General features: G+C 50.5%; 27 protein-coding genes. 11 read left to right on the top strand and 16 right to left on the bottom strand.

The features are described 5' to 3' along the window. Positions 1–15: 15 nt before the first annotated feature. Positions 16–477 (top strand): YflT domain-containing protein, encoded by a 462-nt coding sequence (locus ITJ88_RS06650; protein WP_023468312.1) that lies wholly within the window; start codon positions 16–18, stop codon positions 475–477. Between the two features lie 93 nt (positions 478–570). Continuing rightward, the gene (locus ITJ88_RS06645; protein ID WP_195865057.1) at positions 571–936 is read left to right on the top strand and encodes a YciI family protein; all 366 of its coding nucleotides are present in this window, start codon (positions 571–573) and stop codon (positions 934–936) included. A 112-nt stretch (positions 937–1,048) separates the two neighbouring features. On the opposite strand, the gene ITJ88_RS06640 is transcribed toward ITJ88_RS06645, so the two are convergent. Further along, the gene (locus ITJ88_RS06640) at positions 1,049–1,366 is read right to left on the bottom strand and encodes a hypothetical protein (protein ID WP_050677938.1); all 318 of its coding nucleotides are present in this window, start codon (positions 1,364–1,366) and stop codon (positions 1,049–1,051) included. A gap of 79 nt (positions 1,367–1,445) precedes the next feature. Further along, positions 1,446–1,982 (bottom strand): flavodoxin family protein, encoded by a 537-nt coding sequence (locus ITJ88_RS06635; RefSeq protein ID WP_195865056.1) that lies wholly within the window; start codon positions 1,980–1,982, stop codon positions 1,446–1,448. A 145-nt stretch (positions 1,983–2,127) separates the two neighbouring features. Here ITJ88_RS06635 and ITJ88_RS06630 point away from each other — a divergent pair, with 145 nt between their 5' ends. Next, a complete protein-coding gene (locus ITJ88_RS06630; protein ID WP_029341707.1) occupies positions 2,128–2,796 on the top strand; it encodes a hypothetical protein in 669 nt (222 codons plus the stop codon). Here the strand turns inward: ITJ88_RS06630 and ITJ88_RS06625 are convergent. Next, positions 2,784–3,635, bottom strand: a complete 852-nt coding sequence (locus tag ITJ88_RS06625; protein WP_195865055.1) for an alpha/beta fold hydrolase — start codon at positions 3,633–3,635, stop codon at positions 2,784–2,786. The genes ITJ88_RS06630 and ITJ88_RS06625 overlap by 13 nt on opposite strands. 113 nt (positions 3,636–3,748) lie before the next feature. Between ITJ88_RS06625 and ITJ88_RS16465 the strand changes: the two genes are divergently transcribed. From ITJ88_RS16465 to ITJ88_RS06610, 3 genes are all read left to right on the top strand, one after another. Then, the gene (locus ITJ88_RS16465) at positions 3,749–4,753 is read left to right on the top strand and encodes a helix-turn-helix transcriptional regulator (RefSeq protein ID WP_069940698.1); all 1,005 of its coding nucleotides are present in this window, start codon (positions 3,749–3,751) and stop codon (positions 4,751–4,753) included. Between the two features lie 159 nt (positions 4,754–4,912). Continuing rightward, complete coding sequence (locus ITJ88_RS06615) at positions 4,913–5,239, top strand: hypothetical protein (protein WP_195865054.1); 327 nt, start codon at positions 4,913–4,915, stop codon at positions 5,237–5,239. A gap of 326 nt (positions 5,240–5,565) precedes the next feature. Then, complete coding sequence (locus ITJ88_RS06610) at positions 5,566–6,084, top strand: hypothetical protein (protein WP_195865053.1); 519 nt, start codon at positions 5,566–5,568, stop codon at positions 6,082–6,084. Positions 6,085–6,154: 70 nt separating this feature from the next. Here ITJ88_RS06610 and ITJ88_RS06605 read toward each other — a convergent pair whose 3' ends face one another. Then, complete coding sequence (locus ITJ88_RS06605; RefSeq protein WP_195865052.1) at positions 6,155–6,877, bottom strand: SDR family oxidoreductase; 723 nt, start codon at positions 6,875–6,877, stop codon at positions 6,155–6,157. Between the two features lie 114 nt (positions 6,878–6,991). On the opposite strand from ITJ88_RS06605, the gene ITJ88_RS06600 reads away from it, so the two are divergent. Beyond that, positions 6,992–7,345: a winged helix-turn-helix transcriptional regulator gene (locus tag ITJ88_RS06600; RefSeq protein WP_195865051.1), complete on the top strand. Its 354-nt coding sequence runs from the start codon at positions 6,992–6,994 to the stop codon at positions 7,343–7,345. 14 nt (positions 7,346–7,359) lie between these two features. Here the strand turns inward: ITJ88_RS06600 and ITJ88_RS06595 are convergent, their stop codons facing one another. Genes ITJ88_RS06595 through ITJ88_RS06585 form a run of 3 tightly spaced genes read right to left on the bottom strand, consistent with a single transcriptional unit; the run spans position 7,360 to position 10,288 of the window. Next, positions 7,360–8,334 carry a hypothetical protein gene (locus ITJ88_RS06595; protein WP_195865050.1) on the bottom strand — a complete coding sequence of 325 codons (975 nt, stop codon included), beginning with the start codon at positions 8,332–8,334 and terminating at the stop codon, positions 7,360–7,362. Beyond that, the gene (locus tag ITJ88_RS06590; protein ID WP_195865049.1) at positions 8,331–9,377 is read right to left on the bottom strand and encodes a DUF58 domain-containing protein; all 1,047 of its coding nucleotides are present in this window, start codon (positions 9,375–9,377) and stop codon (positions 8,331–8,333) included. The genes ITJ88_RS06595 and ITJ88_RS06590 overlap by 4 nt, the downstream gene beginning before the upstream one ends. Positions 9,378–9,379: 2 nt before the next feature. After that, positions 9,380–10,288 (bottom strand): AAA family ATPase, encoded by a 909-nt coding sequence (locus tag ITJ88_RS06585; protein ID WP_195865048.1) that lies wholly within the window; start codon positions 10,286–10,288, stop codon positions 9,380–9,382. Positions 10,289–10,513: 225 nt separating this feature from the next. Between ITJ88_RS06585 and ITJ88_RS06580 the strand changes: the two genes are divergently transcribed. Continuing rightward, positions 10,514–10,741 (top strand): hypothetical protein, encoded by a 228-nt coding sequence (locus tag ITJ88_RS06580; protein WP_195865047.1) that lies wholly within the window; start codon positions 10,514–10,516, stop codon positions 10,739–10,741. Positions 10,742–10,775: 34 nt separating this feature from the next. Here the strand turns inward: ITJ88_RS06580 and ITJ88_RS06575 are convergent, their stop codons facing one another. The 9 genes from ITJ88_RS06575 to ITJ88_RS06535 all read right to left on the bottom strand — a co-directional run bounded on the left by ITJ88_RS06575 (position 10,776) and on the right by ITJ88_RS06535 (position 19,910). Then, positions 10,776–10,991, bottom strand: a complete 216-nt coding sequence (locus ITJ88_RS06575; RefSeq protein ID WP_195865046.1) for a DUF3006 domain-containing protein — start codon at positions 10,989–10,991, stop codon at positions 10,776–10,778. A 21-nt stretch (positions 10,992–11,012) separates the two neighbouring features. After that, entirely contained in the window at positions 11,013–11,876 is an 864-nt protein-coding gene (locus ITJ88_RS06570) for a ComEC/Rec2 family competence protein (protein WP_230088539.1), read from the bottom strand. Beyond that, a complete protein-coding gene (locus ITJ88_RS06565; protein ID WP_195865045.1) occupies positions 11,870–12,421 on the bottom strand; it encodes a histidine phosphatase family protein in 552 nt (183 codons plus the stop codon). Before ITJ88_RS06565 ends, ITJ88_RS06570 begins: the two co-directional genes overlap by 7 nt. Positions 12,422–12,467: 46 nt before the next feature. Next, entirely contained in the window at positions 12,468–13,262 is a 795-nt protein-coding gene (locus ITJ88_RS06560; protein ID WP_195865044.1) for a DUF3307 domain-containing protein, read from the bottom strand. After that, positions 13,259–13,906, bottom strand: a complete 648-nt coding sequence (locus ITJ88_RS06555; protein WP_195865043.1) for a hypothetical protein — start codon at positions 13,904–13,906, stop codon at positions 13,259–13,261. The genes ITJ88_RS06560 and ITJ88_RS06555 overlap by 4 nt, the downstream gene beginning before the upstream one ends. A gap of 286 nt (positions 13,907–14,192) precedes the next feature. After that, positions 14,193–14,663 carry an NUDIX domain-containing protein gene (locus tag ITJ88_RS06550; protein ID WP_230088538.1) on the bottom strand — a complete coding sequence of 157 codons (471 nt, stop codon included), beginning with the start codon at positions 14,661–14,663 and terminating at the stop codon, positions 14,193–14,195. A 298-nt stretch (positions 14,664–14,961) separates the two neighbouring features. After that, a complete protein-coding gene (gene parC, locus ITJ88_RS06545; RefSeq protein ID WP_195865042.1) occupies positions 14,962–17,367 on the bottom strand; it encodes a DNA topoisomerase IV subunit A in 2,406 nt (801 codons plus the stop codon). Beyond that, a complete protein-coding gene (parE, locus tag ITJ88_RS06540; RefSeq protein ID WP_023468335.1) occupies positions 17,360–19,330 on the bottom strand; it encodes a DNA topoisomerase IV subunit B in 1,971 nt (656 codons plus the stop codon). Before parE ends, parC begins: the two co-directional genes overlap by 8 nt. Before the next feature lie 178 nt (positions 19,331–19,508). Then, positions 19,509–19,910 carry a CoA-binding protein gene (locus ITJ88_RS06535; RefSeq protein WP_195865041.1) on the bottom strand — a complete coding sequence of 134 codons (402 nt, stop codon included), beginning with the start codon at positions 19,908–19,910 and terminating at the stop codon, positions 19,509–19,511. Positions 19,911–20,339: 429 nt separating this feature from the next. On the opposite strand from ITJ88_RS06535, the gene ITJ88_RS06530 reads away from it, so the two are divergent. Genes ITJ88_RS06530 through ITJ88_RS06520 form a run of 3 tightly spaced genes read left to right on the top strand, consistent with a single transcriptional unit; the run spans position 20,340 to position 24,547 of the window. After that, positions 20,340–21,380, top strand: a complete 1,041-nt coding sequence (locus tag ITJ88_RS06530) for a tyrosine-type recombinase/integrase (RefSeq protein WP_195865040.1) — start codon at positions 20,340–20,342, stop codon at positions 21,378–21,380. 30 nt (positions 21,381–21,410) lie between these two features. Continuing rightward, a complete protein-coding gene (locus ITJ88_RS06525) occupies positions 21,411–24,020 on the top strand; it encodes a DEAD/DEAH box helicase (RefSeq protein ID WP_195865039.1) in 2,610 nt (869 codons plus the stop codon). Continuing rightward, on the top strand, positions 24,017–24,547 hold the full coding sequence (locus ITJ88_RS06520) for a glycerol-3-phosphate acyltransferase (protein WP_195865038.1): 531 nt from the start codon (positions 24,017–24,019) through the stop codon (positions 24,545–24,547). The genes ITJ88_RS06525 and ITJ88_RS06520 overlap by 4 nt, the downstream gene beginning before the upstream one ends. Positions 24,548–24,553 lie beyond the last annotated feature (6 nt).

Genomic DNA, 24,553 nt, shown 5'->3' with positions numbered 1-24,553 from the left:
AAGAGAGGGATTTTTATGCTTGAAACACGCATCGTACGAAACATGACCGCTGTCGACGCAGAAGTGACGAGCCTCAAATCAAGTGGCTATTCGAATAAACAGATTTATATCTTTGCGAAAGATGAAGAACTCGCGGAACGGATCGCGAATGACACACAGACGTTACCGTACCGCGTGACAAAGAAGTCGTTCTTCGAGACGTTATTATCAGCCGTCCGGAGTAACCGAAATGACCGGATCGCGCAGTTGTCCGAGCTTGGCATGACGAAGGATGTCGCTGAGGACTTAGAAGATGAAGTCCGACACGGTCGGATCGTCATCGTCGGTTCGAAATCCGATTTACTGAATCCAGCGTTCGCGGCGTCGTACGTGACGGATGAAGCAACCGATTATGGTGCTGGCGTACCGAAACTCGAAGACGAGGAAACGACGACGACGTTACCAGCGGACCAAAACGTGAAGTTAAAAGATGAATGATACGTAAACCTCCTGTTTCTTAGTTTAGAGACAGGAGGTTTTTGTTTAGTCTGATCATGGAAGGGAATGGGAAAAATGAGAGGAGGAAAGACGATGCAATTTTTATATACCGGCTATTATGACGCAGAACGGATGGATGCTTTATCGAAGGAAGAAATCGATGCGTTGATGTCCCGTTGTGATGAATTGATGATCACCTTCAATGAACAAGTCAACGTCCTATCAGAGTGGCACCCTGGTCTTACGACACAAGCATTTTACTGGCAGGATGGGGTCGTACAGAAAAAAGTAGAACCGGATCGAACGCATGGGGAGCAGATCGGCAGTTTAATCGTCTTTGAAGCACGTGATTTCGATCAGGCGATGGAACTGGCTTCCCTTCACCCGACGACCCAAGTCGCAGAAGGGGAAGCTTACGGGTGGCGCGCGGAAGTCCGACCGTTATCAGGTACTTCTTAATGTATGGGTTATGGACGACGTTTACGATTTGTACTGACAGATCAACCACTCGGTGGCAAAGGGCTCATGTAAACCAAAACCCCTCCTCTAGTCGAGAAGGGGTTATTTGCTGTTAAGTTGTCTTCCACTCGATATCGATGACGTCTGACGCTCGCACCATGCGGCGCATACCTGTCGATGTGACGAGTTCGATCGTTCCGCGGTCATGAAAAATCGCTTGGATCGAACCGGATACCGTATCGAGTTGTTTCAATCGGACGTGGACTGTCTGTCCGGTCCGGACGGCACGTTCCATGATGTGTTGTAAGGAGAGGCGATCACGAACGATCGTCTCTTCGCGTGATTGATACAGATGCTCAAGATGAAGGATATGCTGGCGTGAAGTCAGTTGTTTCCACTTGCGATTCGATCGTTTTTTAGATGCGAACATGGCTGACCACCTCCTGAATTGAGTCGTACGCTAGATCGTCGTGCGCTCTGCTTCAGTTATTTCCCTTCACGAACAGTGCTTAAACACGTGCTCCTGACATTTTTTCACGAAACGCCGCGATTGCCGCAACCGCTTCTTGATCGTGCTCGACCTCTCCCGGTGCATTCCCTTCGGCAAGAATCGCTGTCTCAAGCGTTGCGCCAAGGAACGATGCGATATGCTCGAACTGCGTGACGAGCGCTTGTCCTTTAACGCGTGGATTATCTCCTCCGACTGCGATCAAGTGGAATCGTTTCCCCGCCATCCGACGTTTGAAGTCAAGCTCTTCGTCGCGCAGTGACTCGCTGAATCGGTCGATGAATAATTTCATCTTTGTCGACATCGAGTACCAATAAATCGGAGTGATGAACAGGATGTCATCGTGTTCAAGCATTTCTTCGACGATCCGACGATAGTCATCGCCAATCGGCAAAAAGCCTCCATGATGACGGCGGTCTTCAATCGGCTGAATCGAGACGTTTGCCAAATCGACAGCAACATGAGAGATGTCTTTCAATGCTTGTTCCCCGAGCCATTCACTGTTTCCTTTGCGTGAGCTACCAAAAATCGTATACATAACGTGCATCTCCTTTTGAATTCGATTGTTCTATTCTATTCCAAACTGCACTGTCAATACACCGATATGCTCACAATTGGTTTTGAATAAGGGTTTTGCGGAAAAAGACAAGAAGACGAAAAACAAATAGGGGAGGAACGGTCGAATGGAGAGAAGTACGCTCATTGCGCTAGAAAAACACTTATATGCCATCCACCTCGAGATGGATGGACTGGCGCGACTCATTACGAAACAATTAATTCATTTGAGCCAAGTGGCTGCATCCGTCGAACATTTTCGACGGATGAGCTTTGATATCTATAAACATCGGACGTCACTCGAGCAGATTCCGTCACAAGTCTTGTATGAGACGGCACTCGACTACGAAGACTGGCTCGAGGAAGAGTTTGATGAGATTCCTGCTAGCTGGCAACTGGCGACGAAAGAAGAAGAGGCACTCGAGCAGCTTTGGTGGTTCGAATTCTCACGAATTCAAGCGGAGCTCGAAGAATGGCTTAGTCTCTATCTGATTCGCCGGATTCGAGAAGACGTTCGTTACATGCCACCGGTGATCGAGAAAAATGCCTATGCTTTATCAGAGGATGCCCGTCACGTCTTTTGGCGTCTCTTACAACGCTCCGTCGCGAAGCCTTCCTCAAAGATTAAGGCGAACCAACTGTCGTGCCGAATGGGCATCGCTGAGATTGCCCGCTGTGCCCGACTTAATCAAGACCGGACACGTCGTGCGATTGGTGAATTGACGCGTCGTGGTCTGATCGCAATCGAAGAGGATGATGAGAAGCTAAAAATGCGGCTCCGTCTTCAAGTCATCTGATTGAAGGCGATGAACCGTTCGATCATCCGTTCATCCCGACGTGCGGATGGACCGATCCAAATCAGGTGACCGGGACTTTTCGATTCAATGAACTGCGCGTGAGGAATGCTCCGTCGTGCATGTTCCGCATGCTCGAACGGAACAGCACGGTCTGACTTCGAATGGACGATCAAGACGGGACACGTGACGGCTTCAAGCCGTTCTCGTTCGATGTCTTGTGTGATATCAAACAAGACACCTCGTCCAGGACCATTTTGGAGACCAACCTCATATAATAATGACGCATCCGTCTCACTAATGTGGGTACGGATCGTTTCGCGTGGTAACAGACTCGTCATCTCGACCATCCGCACCGCAGCTTCTTCAGGAAACTTGCGCATCTTATCCTTCACATACGTCCAAAGCCCCCATTGGATGAACTGCAGGGGACGTTGTAAGACCGGTTGGATCAGAAGACGATGATACGGCAGCGAGATCCGGTGCGTCATCGCACACGCTAAAACGAGAGCATGGACGCCTGGATCCATTCCCGCAAGCGCGATTGCCGTCGGTCCGCCGGCAGAGATGCCGTAAACGGTGTACTGTTTAATCTGTCGGGAAGCCAGCCAGCCAGCGTAGAACGTCGCAAGCGTCTCTGGACTATCTGCGAGCTGAAGTGGCGTTCTTCCGTATCCCGGACGTGACGGTACGATGACACGATATCCTGCCGTGATTAACTTCTCGACATGGTAGACTTCTCGGTAATCCGACTGCGTGCCATGAATCAAAAGAATGACGGGACCGCTCCCGCTATCCCGGTAATCAAAGCGCTGACCATTCCATTCTGCGATATAATGCATCCAAATTCTCCTATCTCTTAATTTTTACCATTTTATTGTTAATTTCATATTCGTTTTCATGTATACTGTAAAGTATAACCAAACTATTGTGACTTAGGAAATGAGGATGCGTAGTGTCTAACGAAAAATTAACGAACCGTGACCGCTTACTTGCTGTACGAGAAATCTTCGAACGTCAGTCGGATGAAGACCATACGTTAACGCTTGAGGAATTGAGCATGGAACTCTCGAAACGAGGACTGATCGAGAAGCTATCCCGAAAATCGTTGAAGGATGATATTGCGGCACTTGCCAAATCAGGTTTTGACGTCGTGGCGGAAGAGACGAAGAATGGACTTGCCATTCCGTATCATCTCGTCAGTCGTCCTTTTGAGCATCATCAGCTCCGATTGCTCGTCGATGCCATCGCCAGTGCGAAGTTCATCTCGGAAAGTGAGACGACGTCGCTCGTTCAGACGATTCAGTCGTTGACGAGTGACAAGATGGCGGAGTCACTCCAACCGGTGCTACATACTGTCAAAAAACCAAAAGGAATGACGTCGCGCTCGATTGATACGATCCAGAAAGCCATCAGCGATGGGTTCGTCATCAGTTTCCAGTACCAAGGAAAGTTCAATGAACGGACGCGGAAGTTCGAGTTACGGAAGGATGGCGAGCATTACCTCGTTTCTCCGGCTCACCTGTTGATGGATAACGGAAATTACTATTTGATTGGACGCGATGAGCGGATCAAAGAGATCCGGACGTACCGGGTCGACCGAATCGTCGATTGTAAAGCGTTCGAACCGATGGAAGAACCGGTTCATGTCGAGCCGAGTTACTTAAGTAACATGTTCAACATGTACGGGGGAGAGAACGAGCAATTGACGCTTAAATTCCAGGAGAGTCTGATGCCAACCGTCGTCGACCGGTTCGGGACAGATATCCGCTGCCGTCGCCTCGATGACCTCTGGTTCGAGGTCAAGGTCGATGCGCTCTTTTCCGACGGGTTCATGATGTGGCTGATTCAATTCGGCAACCAGGCGGAGATCATCGCACCTGTCGAACGCCGGGAGACATTCAAGAACAAGGTGGCAGGTCTTGCGACGATGTACCAAGTCGAAACACCTGCTCTTTAAGGGCTGAAGCAAGGTTCACTTGACCGTGGATCTTGCTTTTTTTAATTGTCGAGAAAAAAACTTTTTGTCGTTTTTTGTCGGATATTCATATTTGAATATTTTAAGCGAATAGTTCCAGTTACTATTAAGGATATCTGATACTTATGTAGGAGGAACGACATGCAACAGATGGAAAAAAGCCAATCAAACGGGATGCGGAAACTAGCTGCTTTCCTCTTCTTCGTTTGTCTATCCTATACATCGTGGTACTTATTCTCACTTTTTGTCTTTCATCTCGTGTTTCCAGAAGATGTCGTGACATCCTTAGATATCGTCGTGTTCGGATTCAGTCCGGTCGTCGCTCTTGTCGTCACCATCGGCTCACTACGCTTGATTGAACGACGCATGAAGCCTAAGTTCACACCACTATTATTCATCGGCTACACGCTCTCGACGAGTATCTTAATCTATTACTCAGTTGCCAACGCGCTTCTGCCCCGACTGTGACTTGCAACTCCTAAGCAATTGGCATATGCTACGCTTATAGCTTGCTAGGTAAGGGGGGATACGATGAACGCACAGTATATCCTCGACTGGATGCCGCTCGTGATTCCTGTCGGTGCCATCGTCTTTATTGTCGTCATTGCACGCAAGGCTTCAAAAATCGATGCTGAAAAGTAAGAAGACTCCAATCAGGGAGTCTTTTTTTATTGGATTCTGTTGATACTTTATTCGCACGATTTCCCTATTGTACAAAAACATAACGTCACCCATTTTTATGGTATAAAGGAACTAGGTGAAAGACCTAATATCAGGAAATCATGGAGGGACAGATGAAACAGAGAACCGTCATGACTTTACTCGCACTCAGTCTATTGCTTACCGTATCTATGATGAAAAAACCGACGTTGACGCCAAAAGCCAGTACCATCGATCTTACCATCGCCGTCGTCGGAACGCCTCCAGTACTTACGCAATCTCCGGACTTCCACTCGATTGATCTGCACGAGATCAAAGGAGATTTACGACGCTACGATGCCGTCATGGTCATGCCGGAGTACTTACATCAGGCATCGGGACGCGACTATGCCACCGTCTACCGGAAGGCACATATTCCGTTTTTCTTCATCGGCTCTCAGAAATCCGTCGAACCGTTTCTTGATCCGAGTCTCTCTTATGAGGAAAGCATCTCGGTGCCGAATCCGACGTTTGCGGCTGGTATGCTCTATGACGATACACAAGAGACGACCTGGTTGTTCGGTGAGGGGATCGAACGACCGAATCGGTCAGAGCAACTGCAGATCTATCAATCGATCTTTCAAACGATTGAACAGAGTCATCTGACAAAGTAACACGTATATGAAAATAGACCGAAGCGCTCGGAAGTACATCCACTTCCCGAGCGCTTCGGTTTATTATTCGTCAATCGAGTTGCTTCGTCGGAGCTAAAACGATTTCCCGGATGTTGACATGTTGTGGTTGCTCGAAGACGAATAAGACGGTATCCGCGACGACTTGCGGATCGAGTCCACCATCAATCGACTGTTTCCATTCGTTGTAGCCGTCCTTGATCGCGTCACTTGTCGTATGACCGAGTAATTCCGTCTCGACGACTCCTGGTGCGATCGTCATGACGCGGACACCGTGAGACGCGACTTCACTTCGAACGTTCTCACTCATCGCGTGGACGGCGAATTTCGTGCCGACGTACGCGGCGTGGTCGGCGAACGTCTTTTTACCGGCAATCGAGCTGATGTTGATGATTGTGCCGGTCTTGCGCTCCACCATCGACGGAAGGACGGCTTGCATGCCGTGTAAGACACCGAGTGCGTTGACATCAAACATCTCTTCCCATTCTTCCGCGTCTTGTGTCTCGATTTGACCGAGTAACATCCGTCCTGCATTATTAATGATGGCTTCGACCGGTCCGAACGCTTCCGTCGCGTCTGCTAAAGCAGCATCGAGGGCTGCTCGGTCGGTGGCTGCGACTTGGCGAACCAAGACATCGTCTGAAGCAAGGCTTTCAAGACGGTCAATGCGGCGTCCGAGTAATAAGACGCGGTACCCTTTTTGAATGAACGTTCGCGCAATCGCATGCCCGATTCCTGACGTAGCACCTGTGATGGCAATGAATCCTGTTTTCATGATATCGTCTCCTTATTATTTGGTATGATAGATTGAAGATAACAGAGGGAACCCAATCCGAGAAGTACGCACTTTTAGGTCAGTCGGTTACCTTTTGGTAAGGGAGGGGACGGTATGCCGTATTTAAATGAGTTCGATGCGACGATGCGTCAGATTCAAGGCAAGTGGAAAGTGATGATCTTGTACGAGCTGCATGAGGAAGGTGCGGTGCGGTTTAATACACTCGAGCGTTATATCCAGGACGTCTCACCGAAGACGCTGACACAGCAACTGAAGCAACTCGAACAAGATGGCTTGATTACGCGGACCATCTACCCAGAGATTCCACCCCGTGTCGAATATGCCTTGAGCGAAAAAGGAATCTCCTTGATTCCCTTACTTGATGCGATTTGCGACTGGGGACTCGCGACGACACCACGCAACCAATTGATCCGCACATTATGCGACGAGGAAGCCCCCGCTCCATGAGCAGGGGCTTTTCGTTAGCGTTCGATTTGTTCCCGTACTTGACGGCGAAACGTCTGAATGTCGTAAGCCGGTTCACTTGGACTGAACTCGATTCCGTCAATCAGACGCGCGTTTGATGACGCATCCGGGAACTCGATCCGTGTCAGCCATTCAAGCGTCGTCTCTTCATGGCGTCTTGGGAAGGCTTGCTCGAGTTGTGAGGCAATCTTCAGAAACGGATGATGACTATGCCGCTTTGGCACATGCGCCCGTGCCTGCTTGGAGTGCTTGACGGTTTGCTCTCTTTCGATGGCTATGACTTTCCGCTTCCGGATGACATAAAGTGTAACTGCAACTAAGATGACAGTCAGAAGCGTCGTCGCAATCCAAATCCAATCCGGTGTTCCTGCCTGGACCGTTGCTTGCTTCACTTCTTTGACGCCTTTAATGTTTTCAAGTCCCATTGCCCGGTTCGTCATCGTGTCCGCTTCCCGACCAAGTGGCTCCGTCCAAAGGAACAATGAACCAAATGCTTCAAATAGTGGACGAATCGCACTCGTGACGGATCCGATGAGCGCTTCTTTCGTAAGCCGGAAGATGACAGCGATGATCAACCCCGCGCTAAGTACGAGCGCGACCGTCGGGAAGATACGCCGCCATTCTGTCATGTACGTGACGACGAATGGATACGCGACGACGAAGAGCAGAAGTAAAAAGGCGCCAATCGGTGGTGTCACTCCCGGAAACAATACCATCACGACGCCGATGACCATCGCACTCGTAGCGTATCGCCACGCCGAATCGACCGTATCAAGAAACGCGGACCAGGCGACGAAGACGAGCGCTAAGACGCTAGCTACGGGAGAGAGGAAATATAAGGAGCCCGCTACGAGTAGCTGTAATCCGATGCGAAGCGAACGATGCGGCACGAAGGCAAGTGCCGGAAGAGCGACCGCGAGATAGAACGGAACCGGTAACAGACTCGCAAGGAATATCCACCAGAGAATCATGCGCTCACTCCTTTCTGCCGGTGACCGAGATGGATCTCCGCCGTCGTCGACGGTACACTACGTTGCAATCGTTTCGTGAAGTACCGGCGTTCGAGCGGTAGATCGTATTCGGAAAGCCGGGCAAGGCATTCCATCGTCCGTAGGAATTGATGTTTTCCCGTCCCAGACGGAACATGATACCACTGCCCGGATCGGTTGACCATCGAAATCCAGAGACTGTAGGAAGCTCCTTGTTTCTCGAGTTCACGGATGATCGTCGCGGCACGCGATAACAGTTTCTCGAAGTCCGAGCGGAGGGCGAGTCCGTCTGCGGACAAGCCATCAACGATGACGGCATAATCATGGTTACGTTTCCGGTCATATTGATACGAGTACAGCTCATTCGTCTTCGCATAAGCGGACCAGTAGATCGACTTCGCATCTCCGGAGTAGGGAACGACGGAGTGGAAACTCGAGCGATCGGTGAACGGACTCGAGCGATCAATCGTCTCACCGGGAATCATCCGCTCATTCCACTCGACCGACGCTGGTGCAAAGTCAGGGAAGACATGACCCAGCTCTTGGATATCAAGCGTCACATAGATTGTGATCAAATGAAACGGATCCGAGATCATGACGTCAAACGACTGAATCCGAATCGTTCCCCGGTGAGCGGCAATGACATCGATTGAAAATGGCACGATCGTCTGTTTGCTGACATATAAGTGTTGACGCCAAAATTGACTACTCGCATCAGGAAGCTTGATCTGATCCCCGAGCAACCCAGAGATCGTGATGCGACCGAGTGGTAACTTCGTTGGGTTCGATAACTCGAACGGTATCTGGATCGTTTCCTCTCGAAAAGCGCGAACGGTCTCAAGGAGGCGGACGCGAAGCCGCTTTGCAACGTATTCGAGATAATACGGCATCACCCAGCCATATAGTGTATAGGCGAGTAGTAAAGCCGCGATCCAGACAGGACCATAGAGCCCGACGATGACGCCACTTGCACCTGTCATCGTAAGAATGATGAGGTTAAAGCCTTTTGGTATGATCAATTGCATGATTACACCTCAGTCGGAACAGTGAGTGAATCGAGAACCTGCTCGACGAGTCGTTCGTTCGAGAGCTTCAGCGTCGCTTCGAGCGTCAAGACGAGACGGTGGGCAAGCAATGGCGTTGCCAAGTGCTTGACGTCCTCTGGTGTGACGTACGTCCGCTCCTGCATCCAGGCCCGTGCTTTTGCTGCTTTTAAGAGTGCGAGCGTCGCTCGTGGACTCGGTCCGATCTCAACGTCACGATGGACGCGGAGTGCGTCACAGACGTCGAGTAAGTAGTTTTCGACGCTATCGTCGATCGAGACGGCGGTGACTTCCTCTTTCCAGTCATTGAGTTGTTCGAGTGGAATTTGTAGTTCGGCAGCTGTTAAGTGTGCTCCACGTAATAATGCCTTCTCCGCCTGACGTGTCAGCGGAGCGAACGACAACTTGAACAAGAAACGGTCAAGTTGGGCATGCGGCAGCGGGAATGTACCGTGTCCATCAAACGGATTTTGTGTCGCGATGACAAGAAAGTGTTGCGGTAACGTATAAGACGTATCCCCGATCGTCACTTGTCCTTCCGCCATTGCCTCGAGCAATGCTGATTGTGTTCGTGGCGTCGTCCGGTTAATCTCATCGACGAGGACGATGTTCGCGAACAGCGGACCAAACCGTTGTTCAAACGATCCTGTCAGCGGGTTGAACAGCTCCATCCCAAGTAGATCGGTCGGTAACGTATCCGCTGTACATTGAATACGTGAGAACTTCGCTTCGAGTGTCTGCGCCAGTGCTTTTGCTAGTGTCGTCTTACCGGTCCCCGGGCGATCTTCGAGCAACACATGGCCTTCAGCAAGCAAGCCCATCAATAAATGATCAATCACATCGTCCTGACCAAGGACAGATTGTTTGAGTGATGTACGTAACGTTTGAAACATAGATGATTCCCCCTTTAAGATGCATCGTATTTCTAAAGTGTACGAAAATTCAGAAAAAACCGCTAGTGATTTTCCAGGAATCACGCATAAAGAAATACGTCTATCTTTTATACTACCAGTTTCATCCAAAAGTTTCGTGAAATATCAAAAAAATTGAAAAAAGGATTATGAAGTCACTTAGCGAATAAAATATATAAGGTTGTTAAGAGAAGGGGGAATGGACTCATGAAACGCCATACTACGGAATCCGCTACTACTCCAATCAATCGACATGACATCGCCCATAGTCCGCTCGATGATTACCAACGTATCGTCGCTGGGGGACCCCCGAATCGCCGAGCCTTTGCCGCGATTCGTCGGCTCCCGATCGGGTTACGACTACTCGCTTATACATTAGGTACTTTATTCACAGCAGGCATCATCGCTGGTCTCGTCATCAGTCTACTCGGTTAAAAAAAGACTCCCTCAGCGTACTGAGGAAGTCCCATCATTTTTCAAAGAGATCATCCATCAACTCGGTGATCTCTTTTTTACGTGCATTCGTCTCATCGCGTAAGATCCGAATCGAACGCCCACTCCAGTCGAGTCGGTCGCCGATCGTCGCCTGGCGCGGCAAACGACTTTTCGGTAATGTGATCGTCTCACGGTCGTCGGTTTCGCAAATCGCTAGATCGTCTTCAAAATCAGCTAGGGTCAATCGCATCTGATGCACCTCCACGTCTCGTTATTCCGGTCGTAAATCGGTCCGGTTCGATTCCTTGATACCGTCACCGGTCGAGATATACTGAATCGTTCCACTTTGATCGGTTCGGTCAATCGTGATCTGTTCTGCTTTCAGTTCCTGTAAAACGGAGGGACGCGGGTGACGGTAAGCATTATCCTGCCCGGCTGAGATCAACGCTCGCTTCGGATTAACGGCTTGTAGGAAGGGCAGGGAGGACGATGTGTCTGCTCCGTGATGCCCCAGTTTCAGGACATCGGCGCGGAGATCTTCGTCCGACTCAAGCAATTGTCGTTCCGTCCGGATTGGTGCGTCGCCCATGAAGAGGAACCGATCCTGTCCATGTTCGACCCGCAGGACGGCACTCCAACTGTTAAGATCCTGTGTCCTGTCCGTTAGGGGTGCAAGGAACGTAAAGCGTGCGGCTGTACTCGGTATCTCAAGACCCGCCTTAACCGACTTGATCGTCACTCCTTCGCGTTTGACGGCTAGAAGGAAATCGCGGTACGTCTCCGTCGTATGCGTGACACGCGGGGCATAGACGCTGTCGACTGGAAAGGCATCGAGGACGGTATCGAGTCCACCGATATGATCGGCGTCCGGATGTGTCGCGATAACTGCTGTTAAGCGTTTGACACCCAGTTCTTGCAGGTAGCGGACGACATCCTCGCCTTTACCGTTATTCCCACCGTCAATCAAGATCGCGTCTTCCTTCGTCCGGATGAACGTGCTATCTCCTTGACCGACATCAAAACCATAGACCTCCATTTGTCCCGCCGTTGAGGCAGGGGGCTCTTCATCCCGGGTCGTGTAGAAGATGACGATCAGGCAGAGTGCTAACAGAATCGTTGAGCCCCATTTCAACATGTCGGTTCCTCTTTCTCGAACAGATAGAGCATACCGTTGCGCGGATGACCGAACCGGGGTCCCCGGTAACCGCGACGCTTCAAGGCAGCCCGCATCAGAATCATCATGCCGCCGTGCCCAACAAGTAAGACCCGTTCATCATCCTCGAACATCAATTGATTCAACAGGACCTCGATCCGTTCATTCGCATCCTTGATTTCCGCTTGAATCCGTTTGCTGAACGGGGCTGCCAGTCGACCGAGGACCGCCCAGCCAAGAAACGGTAACCGGAGATTCGAGCGAATCGTCGGAAACGGTACTTCCCGCAGTAGATCCGTCACGATGATCTCTTGATCGTAGACGCTCTTCGCCGTCTGTACAGCGCGTGGCATGCTACTGGCATAACAGACCGTCCAGTCGATCTGACCGAGCTCGACCGGTTGAATATCGATGTCTGACGTATCATAGCGTTCAATCCATTTTTCAATGTCGCTGGCGCTGATCCAGCCTTTCGTCGGGTATCCTTCCGTCACCCGGTGATGTCTCACTAATCCAATTTGTTTCATGCTTCGTGCGACGGTCCAAACCGTCTCCCTCACTTTCATTCATCGTTTAGAGCGCGACGCGAATCGCCAGTCCACATAAAATCGCACCTAAGATACTGAGCAAGCTCCCGATGATATAATATTCCGCAAAGCGGCGATCTTCAAACTGTTTAAAACGGGCCAGTGCCTTCAAAGCAATGATGAAGCCGATGGCTCCGGTTGCGTTCGTGACGACGAGCAGGGTGATGATCGCCCGTTCGACGAGACCAATATAACGCCCGATCCCGTTCAATTCCGTCGTATAACTGCGGGCAGAATCTTCGACTTCATGTGTGACAGTCCGCGAAACGCCGTCGAGTTGCTCCTTACGTGTCACTTTCCGCTCGAAATGCGCTTCGATCAAGCGCGGAGCGAATGGTGCGAGCATCAAAGCAATCCCATGACCGAGCAACTCCGTCGTCACTAAACTAAAACATAGAATCCACAGAATTTGTTCCGGTCGCGAGAACGACAACGACCAATCGATCGGAACAAACACCCATGTCAAGGCAATGACGACAGCGATATGTAACGCTTGATCGATCCAGTACGCCGCTGCTTGCTTGACGCGACGTTTAAGCGGGGAAGCATCGAGTAGGGCGTGAAACACGAGAATGCTCCCTCCAAGCCATCCGGCGATGTCGAGGGTCAACTGCCCTCGAATGACGAAGAACGCAAGGACAAGGAGCATCAGAACCGCATGGACGGCAAGATGTTGGACCAAGATGCGTCGGTGTCGATGTTTCAGTTGCGCCATCCGTCTCGTCTGTAATGGAAAATCAGCAAGTAGGTGGACAAGGATAAGGCTAAGTAAGACAGTCACCGAATCGCCTCCCAGACTTGGAATTGCTCCAGTGCCTGTGCCAAGGCAGCTTCAAGTCGCTTGCGTTGCTTACGCTGCGAGCGGGAGACGAGTTTGGCGACATTCGCGCGGGCATCTTGTTCCTTAAAGCCCATCTTCAGACCGATCTCTTCATACGTATCATCCGGATATTGATCCATCAACCGGTGCAGTTCAATCTGGCGGTCCGTCTTCCCGAAATACGCTGGATACAGCATCTCGAGATAGCCATTCAGCAGGGCGGTCGGTAAGTAGGGCGGTCCAGCAAAGGCGATCCGTGACGGAAGTGTCTTCGCCACTTCCTGTGCTTCAAAGGCATGAATGATCGCACTACCATTGGCTTCTTCTGCTTGTGTCGTTGAAATCGTCTCATATTGACCAAATCCGATCCCGATGTAACCCGGCAATTCTTGATTCAATAAGTGCAGCACGACCGGATAACTAACCGGATAATCCGCAAATACCGCTAGTAAACTATCACCGGATTTGATTTGGAACGGAACGATACTCGCAGGAAATGCCGTATTCAGATCGTTCGCGAGTTCTCGGAGCGTTTGAAGTAACGCTTCTTTGCTCGGATAATCGCGGGAGCCTTTGACATCAAACGACAAGGCAACAGCCTGCATGACGATTCCTCCTGTTCATTTGTTGCCACAATCATGGAAACATTTTATTTGTTACCGATAAAAAGGTAACATTCACGGTGTTACTGTTATTAGAGTAACAAAGAATGAAGAGGAAGACCAACAGGACGATAGACCGATTTTTAGATGACAGGGGGGATGCATGCATCTGATCAAAAAATGATTTTTTTATTTAAGTTAACATAACATATATTATCAATAGTTATAAGATTTTGTCTCATAATCAAGGTAAACTTAAGATAGTGAGACAAAACAAAAAAACACGGGATTAACCGTGTTTTCGACAATCATACGGACGTGTCCGTTCCAATCGATGAATCAAACGATCCAAGAAAATATGATGGCGGCGTTCGAGTTGCGTGATCCGTTCAAGTGGCAACCACGCGAAATCAAAGAAATCACCGCAATCCTGACCGTCACCAGCCACACAATGCGTCCAGCGGTTCTCTTGGCATTCGATGTGCGCATGGTAGAAATACGTGTAATGGACCCGCATTCGCTCTGGGTACCGCATCTCTTCTTCGCCGATGTACTGAACGGATGCTAACGAGAGACCACTTTCCTCAAGCGTCTCACGGACAGCCGCTTCCTTAGCGATTTCAGCATCTTCGATCGTACCTGCGGGGATCTGCCAATCACTCTCTGGAGCCGATTGTGGATGAAAAACAAGTAGTTCCCATCCGTTAGGTTTTTCCCGAGTGATATAGATTGCTACTTTTTCGCGACGTCTGAATTTCATCTTCATCACCTCTCCAAGGTCGGCAGATTGCACAACAAGCAGCTAAAGGGACGGTCCCGTAGCTGCTTGATCAATTGACGCTATAAGCAAAGCTGCGGAGACGCGTGACCCGACGCTTGTTCGTGACGAATCGTGACCTGACTATTTCCTCTATTGTAGCCGTTATTGGTCAGTGTTTCAATTTGTAAACGATATTTATAGCGATAAATCTCAAAATTCGGAGCGTTCGTCTCAAAATCCCCTTCTCCTACCCCACTAGATCTAAAAAAGCTCCCCCGTTATCCGGAGGAGCCTCGTCTTATCGTGTATACCAGTCGAGCAAGGGACCGAATTTCTCTTCATCGTAGGCAAATGAACCGTTCGATAAGCGGTCGAGGAACGATAACGAACCGATTTGGATCGTTTTCTCCTGTTCTTTGCCGCTAAGAACCAATTCCTTCGCCTGCGTGACATCGATCAATGCTGCGACTTGGTGTGGTTTTGATTTCAAATCACGCAGCAACTGTAAACCACGGAGCGCACGGCTCGAGACTTGGAACTGATCCGCGAGACGCATCTTCTTCAAGGCACCGCGTTGCGTCAAGAGGACGATCTGTGGCGCTTCCTTGAAGCCGATCGCACCCGCGACGACGTCCTGATCCTTCAGGTTGATCGCTTTAACACCAGCAGCCCGGACACCAACGACCGGAACGTCATCTTCCGTGAACCAAAGCCCGAAACCGTTCTGTGTCGCAAGGAACAGCTCCGTTTGACCCGTTGAGACCTGCGCGTACAAGACTTCGTCGTCTGCCTTCAGACGGACGCCTTGGAGCGGTTTTGACTTCCGCTGGGCGTTGTAGTCACTTAGTTTCGAACGTTTGACCATCCCTTGACGGGTGACGAACAAGCAATGGTGTGCTTCGTCGAACGAACGGACGAGATCCGCTGAGAGGACCCGGTCGCCCGGTTCGAGTGGGACGAGGTTCGCGACGTGTTGACCGCCATCCTTCCATTTCGTATCCGGTAATTGGTGGACCGGAATCAGCAAGTAATTCCCGCGAACGGTCCAGACGATCAAGTGGTCGGTCGTCATCGCTTGCCCTTGGAGCAACGGACGATCCTGTTCCTTCAAGTCCGGCAAGTCGTTCGAGGCACCGAATGAACGGAGTGACGAGCGTTTGACGTAACCATTTTTCGACAGGAAGACCATCGTTTCTTCGACAGCGATCATGACTTCCGTCTTCAGCTTCAGTTCTTCAACTTCCGCTTCAATCGTCGAGCGACGTTTGTCCGCGACTTGCTCCTTCAAAACTGTCAATTCCTTGATGATCAGACGATTCCGTGTCTTTTCATCGTTAAGGATCTTCTCAAGACGAGCGATTTCCTTCTCGAGTTTCGCAGCTTCTTCCTGCAACTCGACGATATCGGTATTCGTTAACCGGTACAGCTGGAGCATGACGACGGCTTCCGCTTGACGGTCCGTGAAGTTGAAGCGCGTGATCAGCTTGTCTTTCGCGTCCGCTTTGTTCGACGCAGAACGGATCAAGGCAAGCGTCTCATCGAGGACAGAGATTGCTGTCATCAAGGCAGAAACGACTTCCTGACGACGTTTCGCTTGTTCGAGATCAAACGCTGTCCGGCGGATGACGACTTCCTTGACGTGTGCAAGATAGGCATCAAGCAACGTCAAGACGCCCATTTGCCGCGGTGTCCGTTCATGGATTGCGACCATGTTGTAGTTATAGGCAATTTGTAAGTCAGTCTGTTTGAGGTAGAAGTGTAAGACACCTTCTGCGTCCGCTTCCTTCTTCAACTCGATGACGACCCGTAAGCCGTCGCGGTCGGTCTCATCACGGACTTCAGCAACCCCTTCGACTTTTTTATCAAGACGGAGTTCTTCCATTCGTTTGACAAGATTGGCTTTATTGACCTCATACGGGAGCTCCGTGATGACGATTTGCTGACGACCGCCCCGCAGTGTCTCAATCGTTGAGCGCGAGCGGATGATGACTTTCCCGCGTCCTGTCTCGAACGCCTTCTTGATGCCATCAAGCCCTTGGACGACACCACCCGTCGGGAAATCCGGACCTTGCATGTGCGTCAACAAGTCATCGACGTTCTGGACCGTCCCTGAGATCCGACCAATCGCAGCATCGAGGACTTCTCCCGCGTGGTGCGGTGGAATCTCAGTTGCGTAACCAGCGGAAATCCCCGTCGAACCGTTCATCAACAAGTTCGGTAGGAGTGACGGTAAGACGAGCGGTTCTTCCGTCGTATCATCGAAGTTGAGCGTGTAATCGACGGTTTGTTTGTTGATCCCGTCGAGAATCAAGCTCGAGACTTTCGAAAGACGGGCTTCCGTATACCGCATCGCTGCCGCGCTATCACCGTCGATTGACCCGTTGTTCCCTTGCATATCAATCAGCGGGTAACGAAGCTTCCACTCTTGGCTCAAGCGGACCATTGCTTCATAGACCGATGAATCACCGTGCGGGTGATAGTTACCGATGACGACACCGACTGTCTTCGCTGATTTCCGGTAGGCCCGGTCGAACAGGTTGCCTTCCGTATGCATCGCATACAAGATGCGGCGTTGAACCGGTTTCAGACCATCCCGGGCATCCGGTAAGGCACGATCTTGGATGATATATTTCGAATAACGACCAAACCGGTCGCCGACGACTTGCTCGAGCGACAGGTTCAGGATGTTTTGTAGATTAGACATGTTCGTTCACACTCTCTTTCGTCACGTGCTCATTCTCGATGATCGAGAGGTCTTCCGCGAGACCGAAGGCGACATTGTCCTCGATCCACGTCCGGCGGTGACCAACGTTATCGCCCATGAGGACTGAAACGCGTTTTTCAGCGACAGCAGCATCGTCGATCGTGACCCGAATCAACGTCCGTGTCTCAGGATCCATCGTCGTTTCCCAGAGCTGTGGTGCATTCATCTCCCCAAGTCCTTTGTACCGCTGGATCATATAACCTTTACCGAACTTCTTCGTCGTTTTCTTGAGCGTCTCTTCGTCCCAGACATATTCGAATTTCTCCGATTTGCCTTTCCCTTTGGAGACGCGGTAGAGCGGTGGTAAGGCAACGAAGACCTTCCCAGCGTCAATCAACGGACGCATGTAGCGGAAGAAGAACGTCAATAGCAAGACTTGGATGTGCGCGCCATCGGTATCGGCATCGGTCATGATGATGACTTTGTCGAAATTACAATCCGACAAGTCGAAATCGGCTCCGACACCGCCACCAATCGCGTGAATGATCGTGTTGATCTCTTCATTCTTCATGATGTCAGCGAGTTTCGCTTTTTCCGTGTTCAAGACCTTCCCACGGAGTGGAAGAATCGCTTGGAACGTCCGGTTCCGTCCTTGTTTCGCGGAACCACCGGCAGAATCACCCTCGACGAGGAACAATTCATTCTTATCCGCGTTTTTTGAAGCAGCAGGCGTCAGTTTTCCGTTCAAGATGCTCGAACGTTTCTTCTTTTTCCCGTTTCGTGCTTCTTCGCGGGCTTTGCGCGCTGCTTCACGCGCTTGTGCTGCGCGGATCGCTTTTTTGATCAACAGCGTCGCCGTTTGTGGGTTTTCTTCCAAGTACGTCGAAAGACGACGGCTGATGACAGCGTCACAGCTCGTCCGTGCTTCCGGCGAACCGAGTTTCGACTTCGTTTGCCCTTCGAATTGGAGGAATTCTTCCGGAATCCGGATCGAGACGATCATCGTCAAGCCTTCACGGATATCGTTTCCGTCAAGGTTCTTATCCTTTTCCTTCAAGAGCGTGTTCTTCCGGGCATATTCATTCATGACCCGTGTCATTGCCGTCTTTGCACCGACTTCGTGTGTTCCACCGTCGCGTGTCCGGACGTTATTGACGAACGACAGGACGTTTTCCGAGTAGGCATCCGTGAACTGGAAGGCGATATCGACTTCGATCTCGTTTTCCGTCCCTTCGAACGCAACCGTCGGATGAAGTGTATCTTTATCATCATTCAAGTACTGGACGAATTCGCTGACACCGTCTTGGTACTGGAAGATATCCTGTTTATCGGACCGTTCGTCCGTCAGCGTAATCTTCAGACCTTTCAGCAAGAAAGCGGATTCGCGTAAGCGTTCTGCGAGCGTATCGTAGTTGTATGTCAACGTACTGAAGATCGAGCCATCTGGTTTAAAGTAAACGCTCGTTCCTTTTTGACGCGTCGTACCCGTTTCAAGCAACGTCGTCTTCGGCATCCCGCCGTTTTCGAACGTTTGCTCATATTGTTTCCCGTCACGGAAGATCGTTACTTTCAAATCCGTTGATAAGGCGTTAACGACCGACGCCCCGACGCCGTGTAAGCCACCGGACGTCTTATAGCCACCTTGACCGAACTTACCACCGGCGTGTAGAACGGTGAAGATGACTTCAGCAGTCGGCTTTCCCGATGCATGCATCCCCGTTGGCATCCCACGTCCATGGTCACGGACGGTGATCGCATTATCTTTATGGATCGTAACGTCAATTTGTTCCCCAAATCCTGCGAGAGCCTCATCGATCGCGTTATCGACGATCTCGTAGACGAGATGGTGAAGTCCACGGTGATCGGTTGAACCGATATACATACCTGGGCGTTTCCGGACTGCTTCGAGTCCTTCGAGCACCTGTATGGCATCATCATTGTAGTTATTTAAGTCTGTCGCCATTCATTTCACCTCAAAATTCGAAATGACGACGTCGTTTTCACAAACGTTCGTTCGTCATTTCAAGTAGTCTGTCTCTAATTGTAGGCATCTTCTTGCTTCCTGACAAGCATAACCTGTAAAGCGCATGAAAAAAGACACCTTCACGAACGGGTGAAGATGCCTGAAATCATGCGATGACTCACAGATATTGATGCTCGATTTTGATGCAACGATTCTCAATATATGGAATTCCAGCGCCAAGTGCGAGGCTCTCGGCTTCGACACTTGAGAGACCGAGCTGATTCCAAATCATCCCGACATCGCCGTGAGCGACAGCATCTTTCGCGACATCCGCTAAAAACTCAGACCGACGGAAAACGTCGACGATATCGATGTGTCCTGGAATGCTTGCGACACTCGGGTAGACTTTTTGACCGTTCCACTCATTTAACGTCGGATTGACCGGAATGACTTCGTATCCGTGCTGGACTAAGTAATCCGCAATCCAGTTCGCCGTTTTTCCAGAATCACTCGAGATGCCGACGACGGCGATCCGTTTCGCATCCTTCAAATATTGACGTGCTTGTTGATCGGTAATCATCTAGAACTCCCCCTTATGAAAATAACTCTTACCTAACACTCTATACCCGAACCAAGATGAAGTATGCGAAATCGAGCGCGTTTTCGACGTTTTTCAGAAATCGTCTTGAAATCAAATGAGTCGACCGATGACCCGTCGAACAACTTCTCAATGCAACTGAGAGCGAAATTGAATATTCATTCTTTTTTGATGATTAAGTTGACATAATAATATTATTGTCATTAAAGAGAATATTGTAGCTCAAAAACGATAAAAATAGATTAAATTCTCACGTGCATCGAGTTGACCAACGACCCGTCTGATGCGTTGTCGATGCAACTGAGCGCTCCCTGTCTGACAATTTAACGTTGCGTGAAATAACTATTTCACGCAAACAAGTGTCTGATGTACCAACGTTTGGTATACTACCACTAGAGGGGTGATTGTCGGATGAGTTTATTTAAAAACCTAGGAAAAACGATACATAAAACGACCGTTTCAGCTACAGCACCAGCGATTCCGGGTTATGAGCGGATGCCACGCTTCATTCAGTCCTATTTGGATCAGTTAGCAGCAAAACATTTCTCGTTAGCGACGATGCGCCGCTACGTTTACGACTACGAAGCGTTCTTTCAATTTGTCGCTGCAGCGTCAGGTGAAGAAGTAACGGCGCGGGATATTCCACTCGAAGCGTTCGTCGAAATCGATGCAGCAGGAATCGAAGCTTACGCTGAATACCTTGCCTTAACGAAACAAAATGCATCAAGCGTCATCAACCGGAAGTTATCAGCATTACAGTCGTTGTTCCGTTATTTGGTCGATACAGGGCAGTTGTCGGAAAATCCAGTTGCCAAAGTCAATCGTCCGAAACAAGCAAAACGGGAACCGGTTTATCTGACGAAACGCGAATGGGATGAATTGATTCAGTTGTTACCGTCAAACGTCGAGATGAATGCCCGGGAAGCATCACATTATGAACGAGACCGCGTCCGCGACGTGACGTTGTTCCAACTGCTCGGCTACAGCGGGATGCGCCTCAGTGAGATGACCCAACTCGTCTGGAACGATGTTGATTTCCACGAAAACACGCTCCGCGTCATCGGGAAAGGTAACAAAGAACGACTGATTCCGCTCGCAAAACCAGCCCGGATCGCCTTACGTAAATATGCGATTCATTATCAGATGCCAACGAGCGGCGCCGTGCCTGTCTTCCAAAAACATGGGAAACCACTCAGCCCACGGGCAGTCCAGCATATTTTGCAGCGGCACACGGAACGATTGAAGCCGGTCCTGCCCTTTTTAGAACGCAAAAAAATTACACCACATAAATTGCGGCATACGTTCGCGACACGACTTGCGACCGGTGGGGTCGATGTCCTGACGATCCAGCAGCTACTCGGTCACGAATCCGTCGCAACGACACAAGTCTATGCCCATATCGGTGATTCCGAGAAAAAACGCGCCGTCGATTTATTTGATGGTGAACGATAATCATATTATGTCAACTATAGGGGGAATAACATGAATTACGGGCTCAGTGAACGCAAAATCAAACAGATGTCTGATGCCTACGCCTTTCGACGGGGAAAGAAGTATGTCGCCGCCCGCAAGGTCACATTGCACAATTACCGGATGGGTGACGAGCTGATCGAAGCGAGCGTCGACGGTGAGGAACGATTCACGGTGACGGTTCGCGTCAAGGCGCACGGTGTCGACGCCGGATGCAACTGTCCGTCTCTTGCGATGGATACATCGTTTTGTGGACATATCGTCGCCGTTTTACTGGCGATGCATCATGTGCAGGCGCACGGTACACCGGCGCCGCTGTCACCGCAGATTCGTCCGTTCTCGGCGATTCAAGTCGATGACGCCGGCGCGCGCCATTATTTACGCAGTCTCACACCGGATCGTCGGGTAGCGATTCATTTCGAACTGACCGGACCCGTCGTGACGCTTAAACGATTGACGGACAATCAACAGCATCAACTGTCCCTGCCCTACTTCGATCGTTTGCTTGGACAGATAGAGTATTTGCAGCGAGTCGCCGATGTTTCGTTCAGTCCTGATTTGCAGGAACGAATCGTATCCGGAACGCCGATCGTCAAGTTGCATCTTGACCGAACGGCTCAGGAAGTCGAAGTCCGCGTGTTGTTCGATTATCAAGGGATTCAGCTGAATCCGCTCGACGAGACGATTTACGCTGGGCGCGATCAAGTAACGGAACAAAGTGTCTTACGCTTCTTACGTGAATTCCAAGCAACGCCACGTGACATGCGCTACATCATCACGCGTGACGCCGCACAGTATGCCTTTCTGCGGAGTCTGTTTGACGAACGGGTTGCGCTCGGTCAACTGGAGTTATTTGCAACACAAGCGATCCGGACGACTTTACCTAAAGGTCCGTTCCATCCGCGGATCGAAGTCGACGTAACGGACCGTCTCGATTGGCTCGTGTTCAACTTTTCGATGGACGGGATTCCGGAAGATGAGCTGAAACGTGTCCTGAAGTCGCTCGTCTTACAAAAACGCTATCATCGCTTGAAATCGGGACAGTTCGTATCTTTAGAGACACGGGCCTTTCAGCAGTTGCAACGGGTTCTCGCCCAGATGGAAGCAAGTGAACGCGACTTACGCGATGGACGAATCGTCTTACCTGCCGTCCGGAACATGAAGCATCTGATTGGCGCCTCCGTCCTCCATCTTCACGCTGATTTGCTCGAGAAATGGCTTGAATTAAAATCGGGACAAGGATTCCGGCTCGACTTGCCGAATTCGTTAGAGTCACGACTCTATCCGTATCAACGGACGGGCATCCAGTTTCTGAAGAATTTGGACGCACAAGGATGTCACGGGATCCTAGCCGATGAGATGGGGCTTGGGAAGACGATTCAAGCGATTGGTTATATCGCGACGATTCCTGACCGTCGTGCGCTCATCGTCGCGCCGGCGTCACTGCTCCGCAACTGGGAAGCAGAACTGAAACGCTTTTTACCCAATCGACCGGTTCATGTCGTCACCGGTTCTCAAGCCAGCCGACTCCGCGAACTGGAGCACTTACCTGACGATACGGTGACGATCGTCTCCTATACGACGCTTCGGACCGACGTCCGTCGCCACCCTGTATATGACGTCGTCTTCTTTGATGAAGCACAGCACTTGAAGAATCCGCAGTCGCAAACAGTCAGTCAACTGCGGCACCTGCAAGCAAAACGACGGTTCGCCTTAACGGGCACACCGCTCGAGAATCGGCCGCGTGATATCTGGTCGATCTTCCATGTCCTGTTTCCAGAGCTACTGCCGGATCTAATGACGTTTGAGAAATGGTCGTTTGATGACATGCAACAGTTCATCCAACCGTTCTTATTACGGCGTGAGAAACAAGATGTCTTACAGGATTTACCGAAGAAACAGATCGAGCATCATTATGTCGAGCTCGGTCCGAACCAAAAACGCTTATATGCGTCGTATCTTGCCAAATTGCAACTGGAGACGCTGCAACACTTAGACGAGACGAAACGCGAAGATCGTTTGAAGTTACTGGCTGGGTTAACGCGTTTGCGGCAAATTTGCAACGATCCAGGTTTATTCGTCGAGGGATACACAGGGGAAGCAACAAAACGAACGCGTCTGCTCTCACTGATTGCCGAAAAACGGGCCGCCGGAAAGCGAATCTTGATTTTCTCGCAGTATACGCAAATGCTCGAGCGCATTCGCTCGGATCTCGCGCAACGTCATCTCCCCCACTTCCTGTTGACGGGTGAGACACCGCTTGAAGACCGGGTAACGTTATGCGACCGGTTCAATGACGGTGAAGTCGATCTCTTCTTGATTTCCCTGAAAGCCGGTGGAACAGGACTGAATCTCGCGTCTGCTGATACCGTCATCCTCTTTGACAGCTGGTGGAATCCGGCCGTCGAACAGCAAGCTGCCGATCGCGCCCACCGGCTTGGACAACAGTCCGACGTGACGGTCATCAAACTGCTGACACGCGGGACGATCGAAGAAAAGATGACGGAATTACAAGATCGAAAAGCCCAGATGGTCGATGCCGTCCTGACGGCTCCAGACAGTGGTGCCTTGACCGTCAAAGAACTCGTTCATCTCGTAGAAACAAAGGAGGAACATCGGTGATCCTTGATCTCCTGCTTGGTTACCTTATCGGCAGTATTCTTGGCGGTACGCTCTGGAAGTACGTCAGTCGTACCGATTTGGCTCAGGTCGGTTCCGGAAACATCGGTGCCCGCAACGCCCATCGTGCCGGTGGGCTCCCGGCCTTTTTATTCGTGTATCTGTTTGATGCCACGAAGACGGTTCTTGCACTACAGATCACAGACGCATTTTATCCAGTCGCTCTTGCCGTGCTCATCGGTCACTTGTTTCCATTGTTTCATCCGCGACGCGGCGGTAAAGGGTATGCCGTATTTTCCGGAATCGTCTTCGCCATCACGCCATGGGCATATCTTGCCGGACTAGGCATACTCGGTCTGTCTTATCTCGTAACGAAAGATAGCGTCAAAGCAGGGCTGATTCCGGTTGTTCTGCTCCCGTTACTCCCCATCTACTTTGACGCGGGACCCATCAATATCTTGTGTACCGTTGCCGTAAGTCTACTTGTCCTGTGGGCTCATGATGCACTTCACAAGCCAGTCATTACATAAGGAGGA

It is taken from the genome of Exiguobacterium abrahamii (assembly GCF_015645365.1).
In the GTDB taxonomy this organism is placed as follows: domain Bacteria; phylum Bacillota; class Bacilli; order Exiguobacteriales; family Exiguobacteriaceae; genus Exiguobacterium_A; species Exiguobacterium_A abrahamii.
The sequence above is the reverse complement of the archived record's forward strand: the minus strand, read 5'-3'. Positions and strand labels throughout refer to the sequence as shown.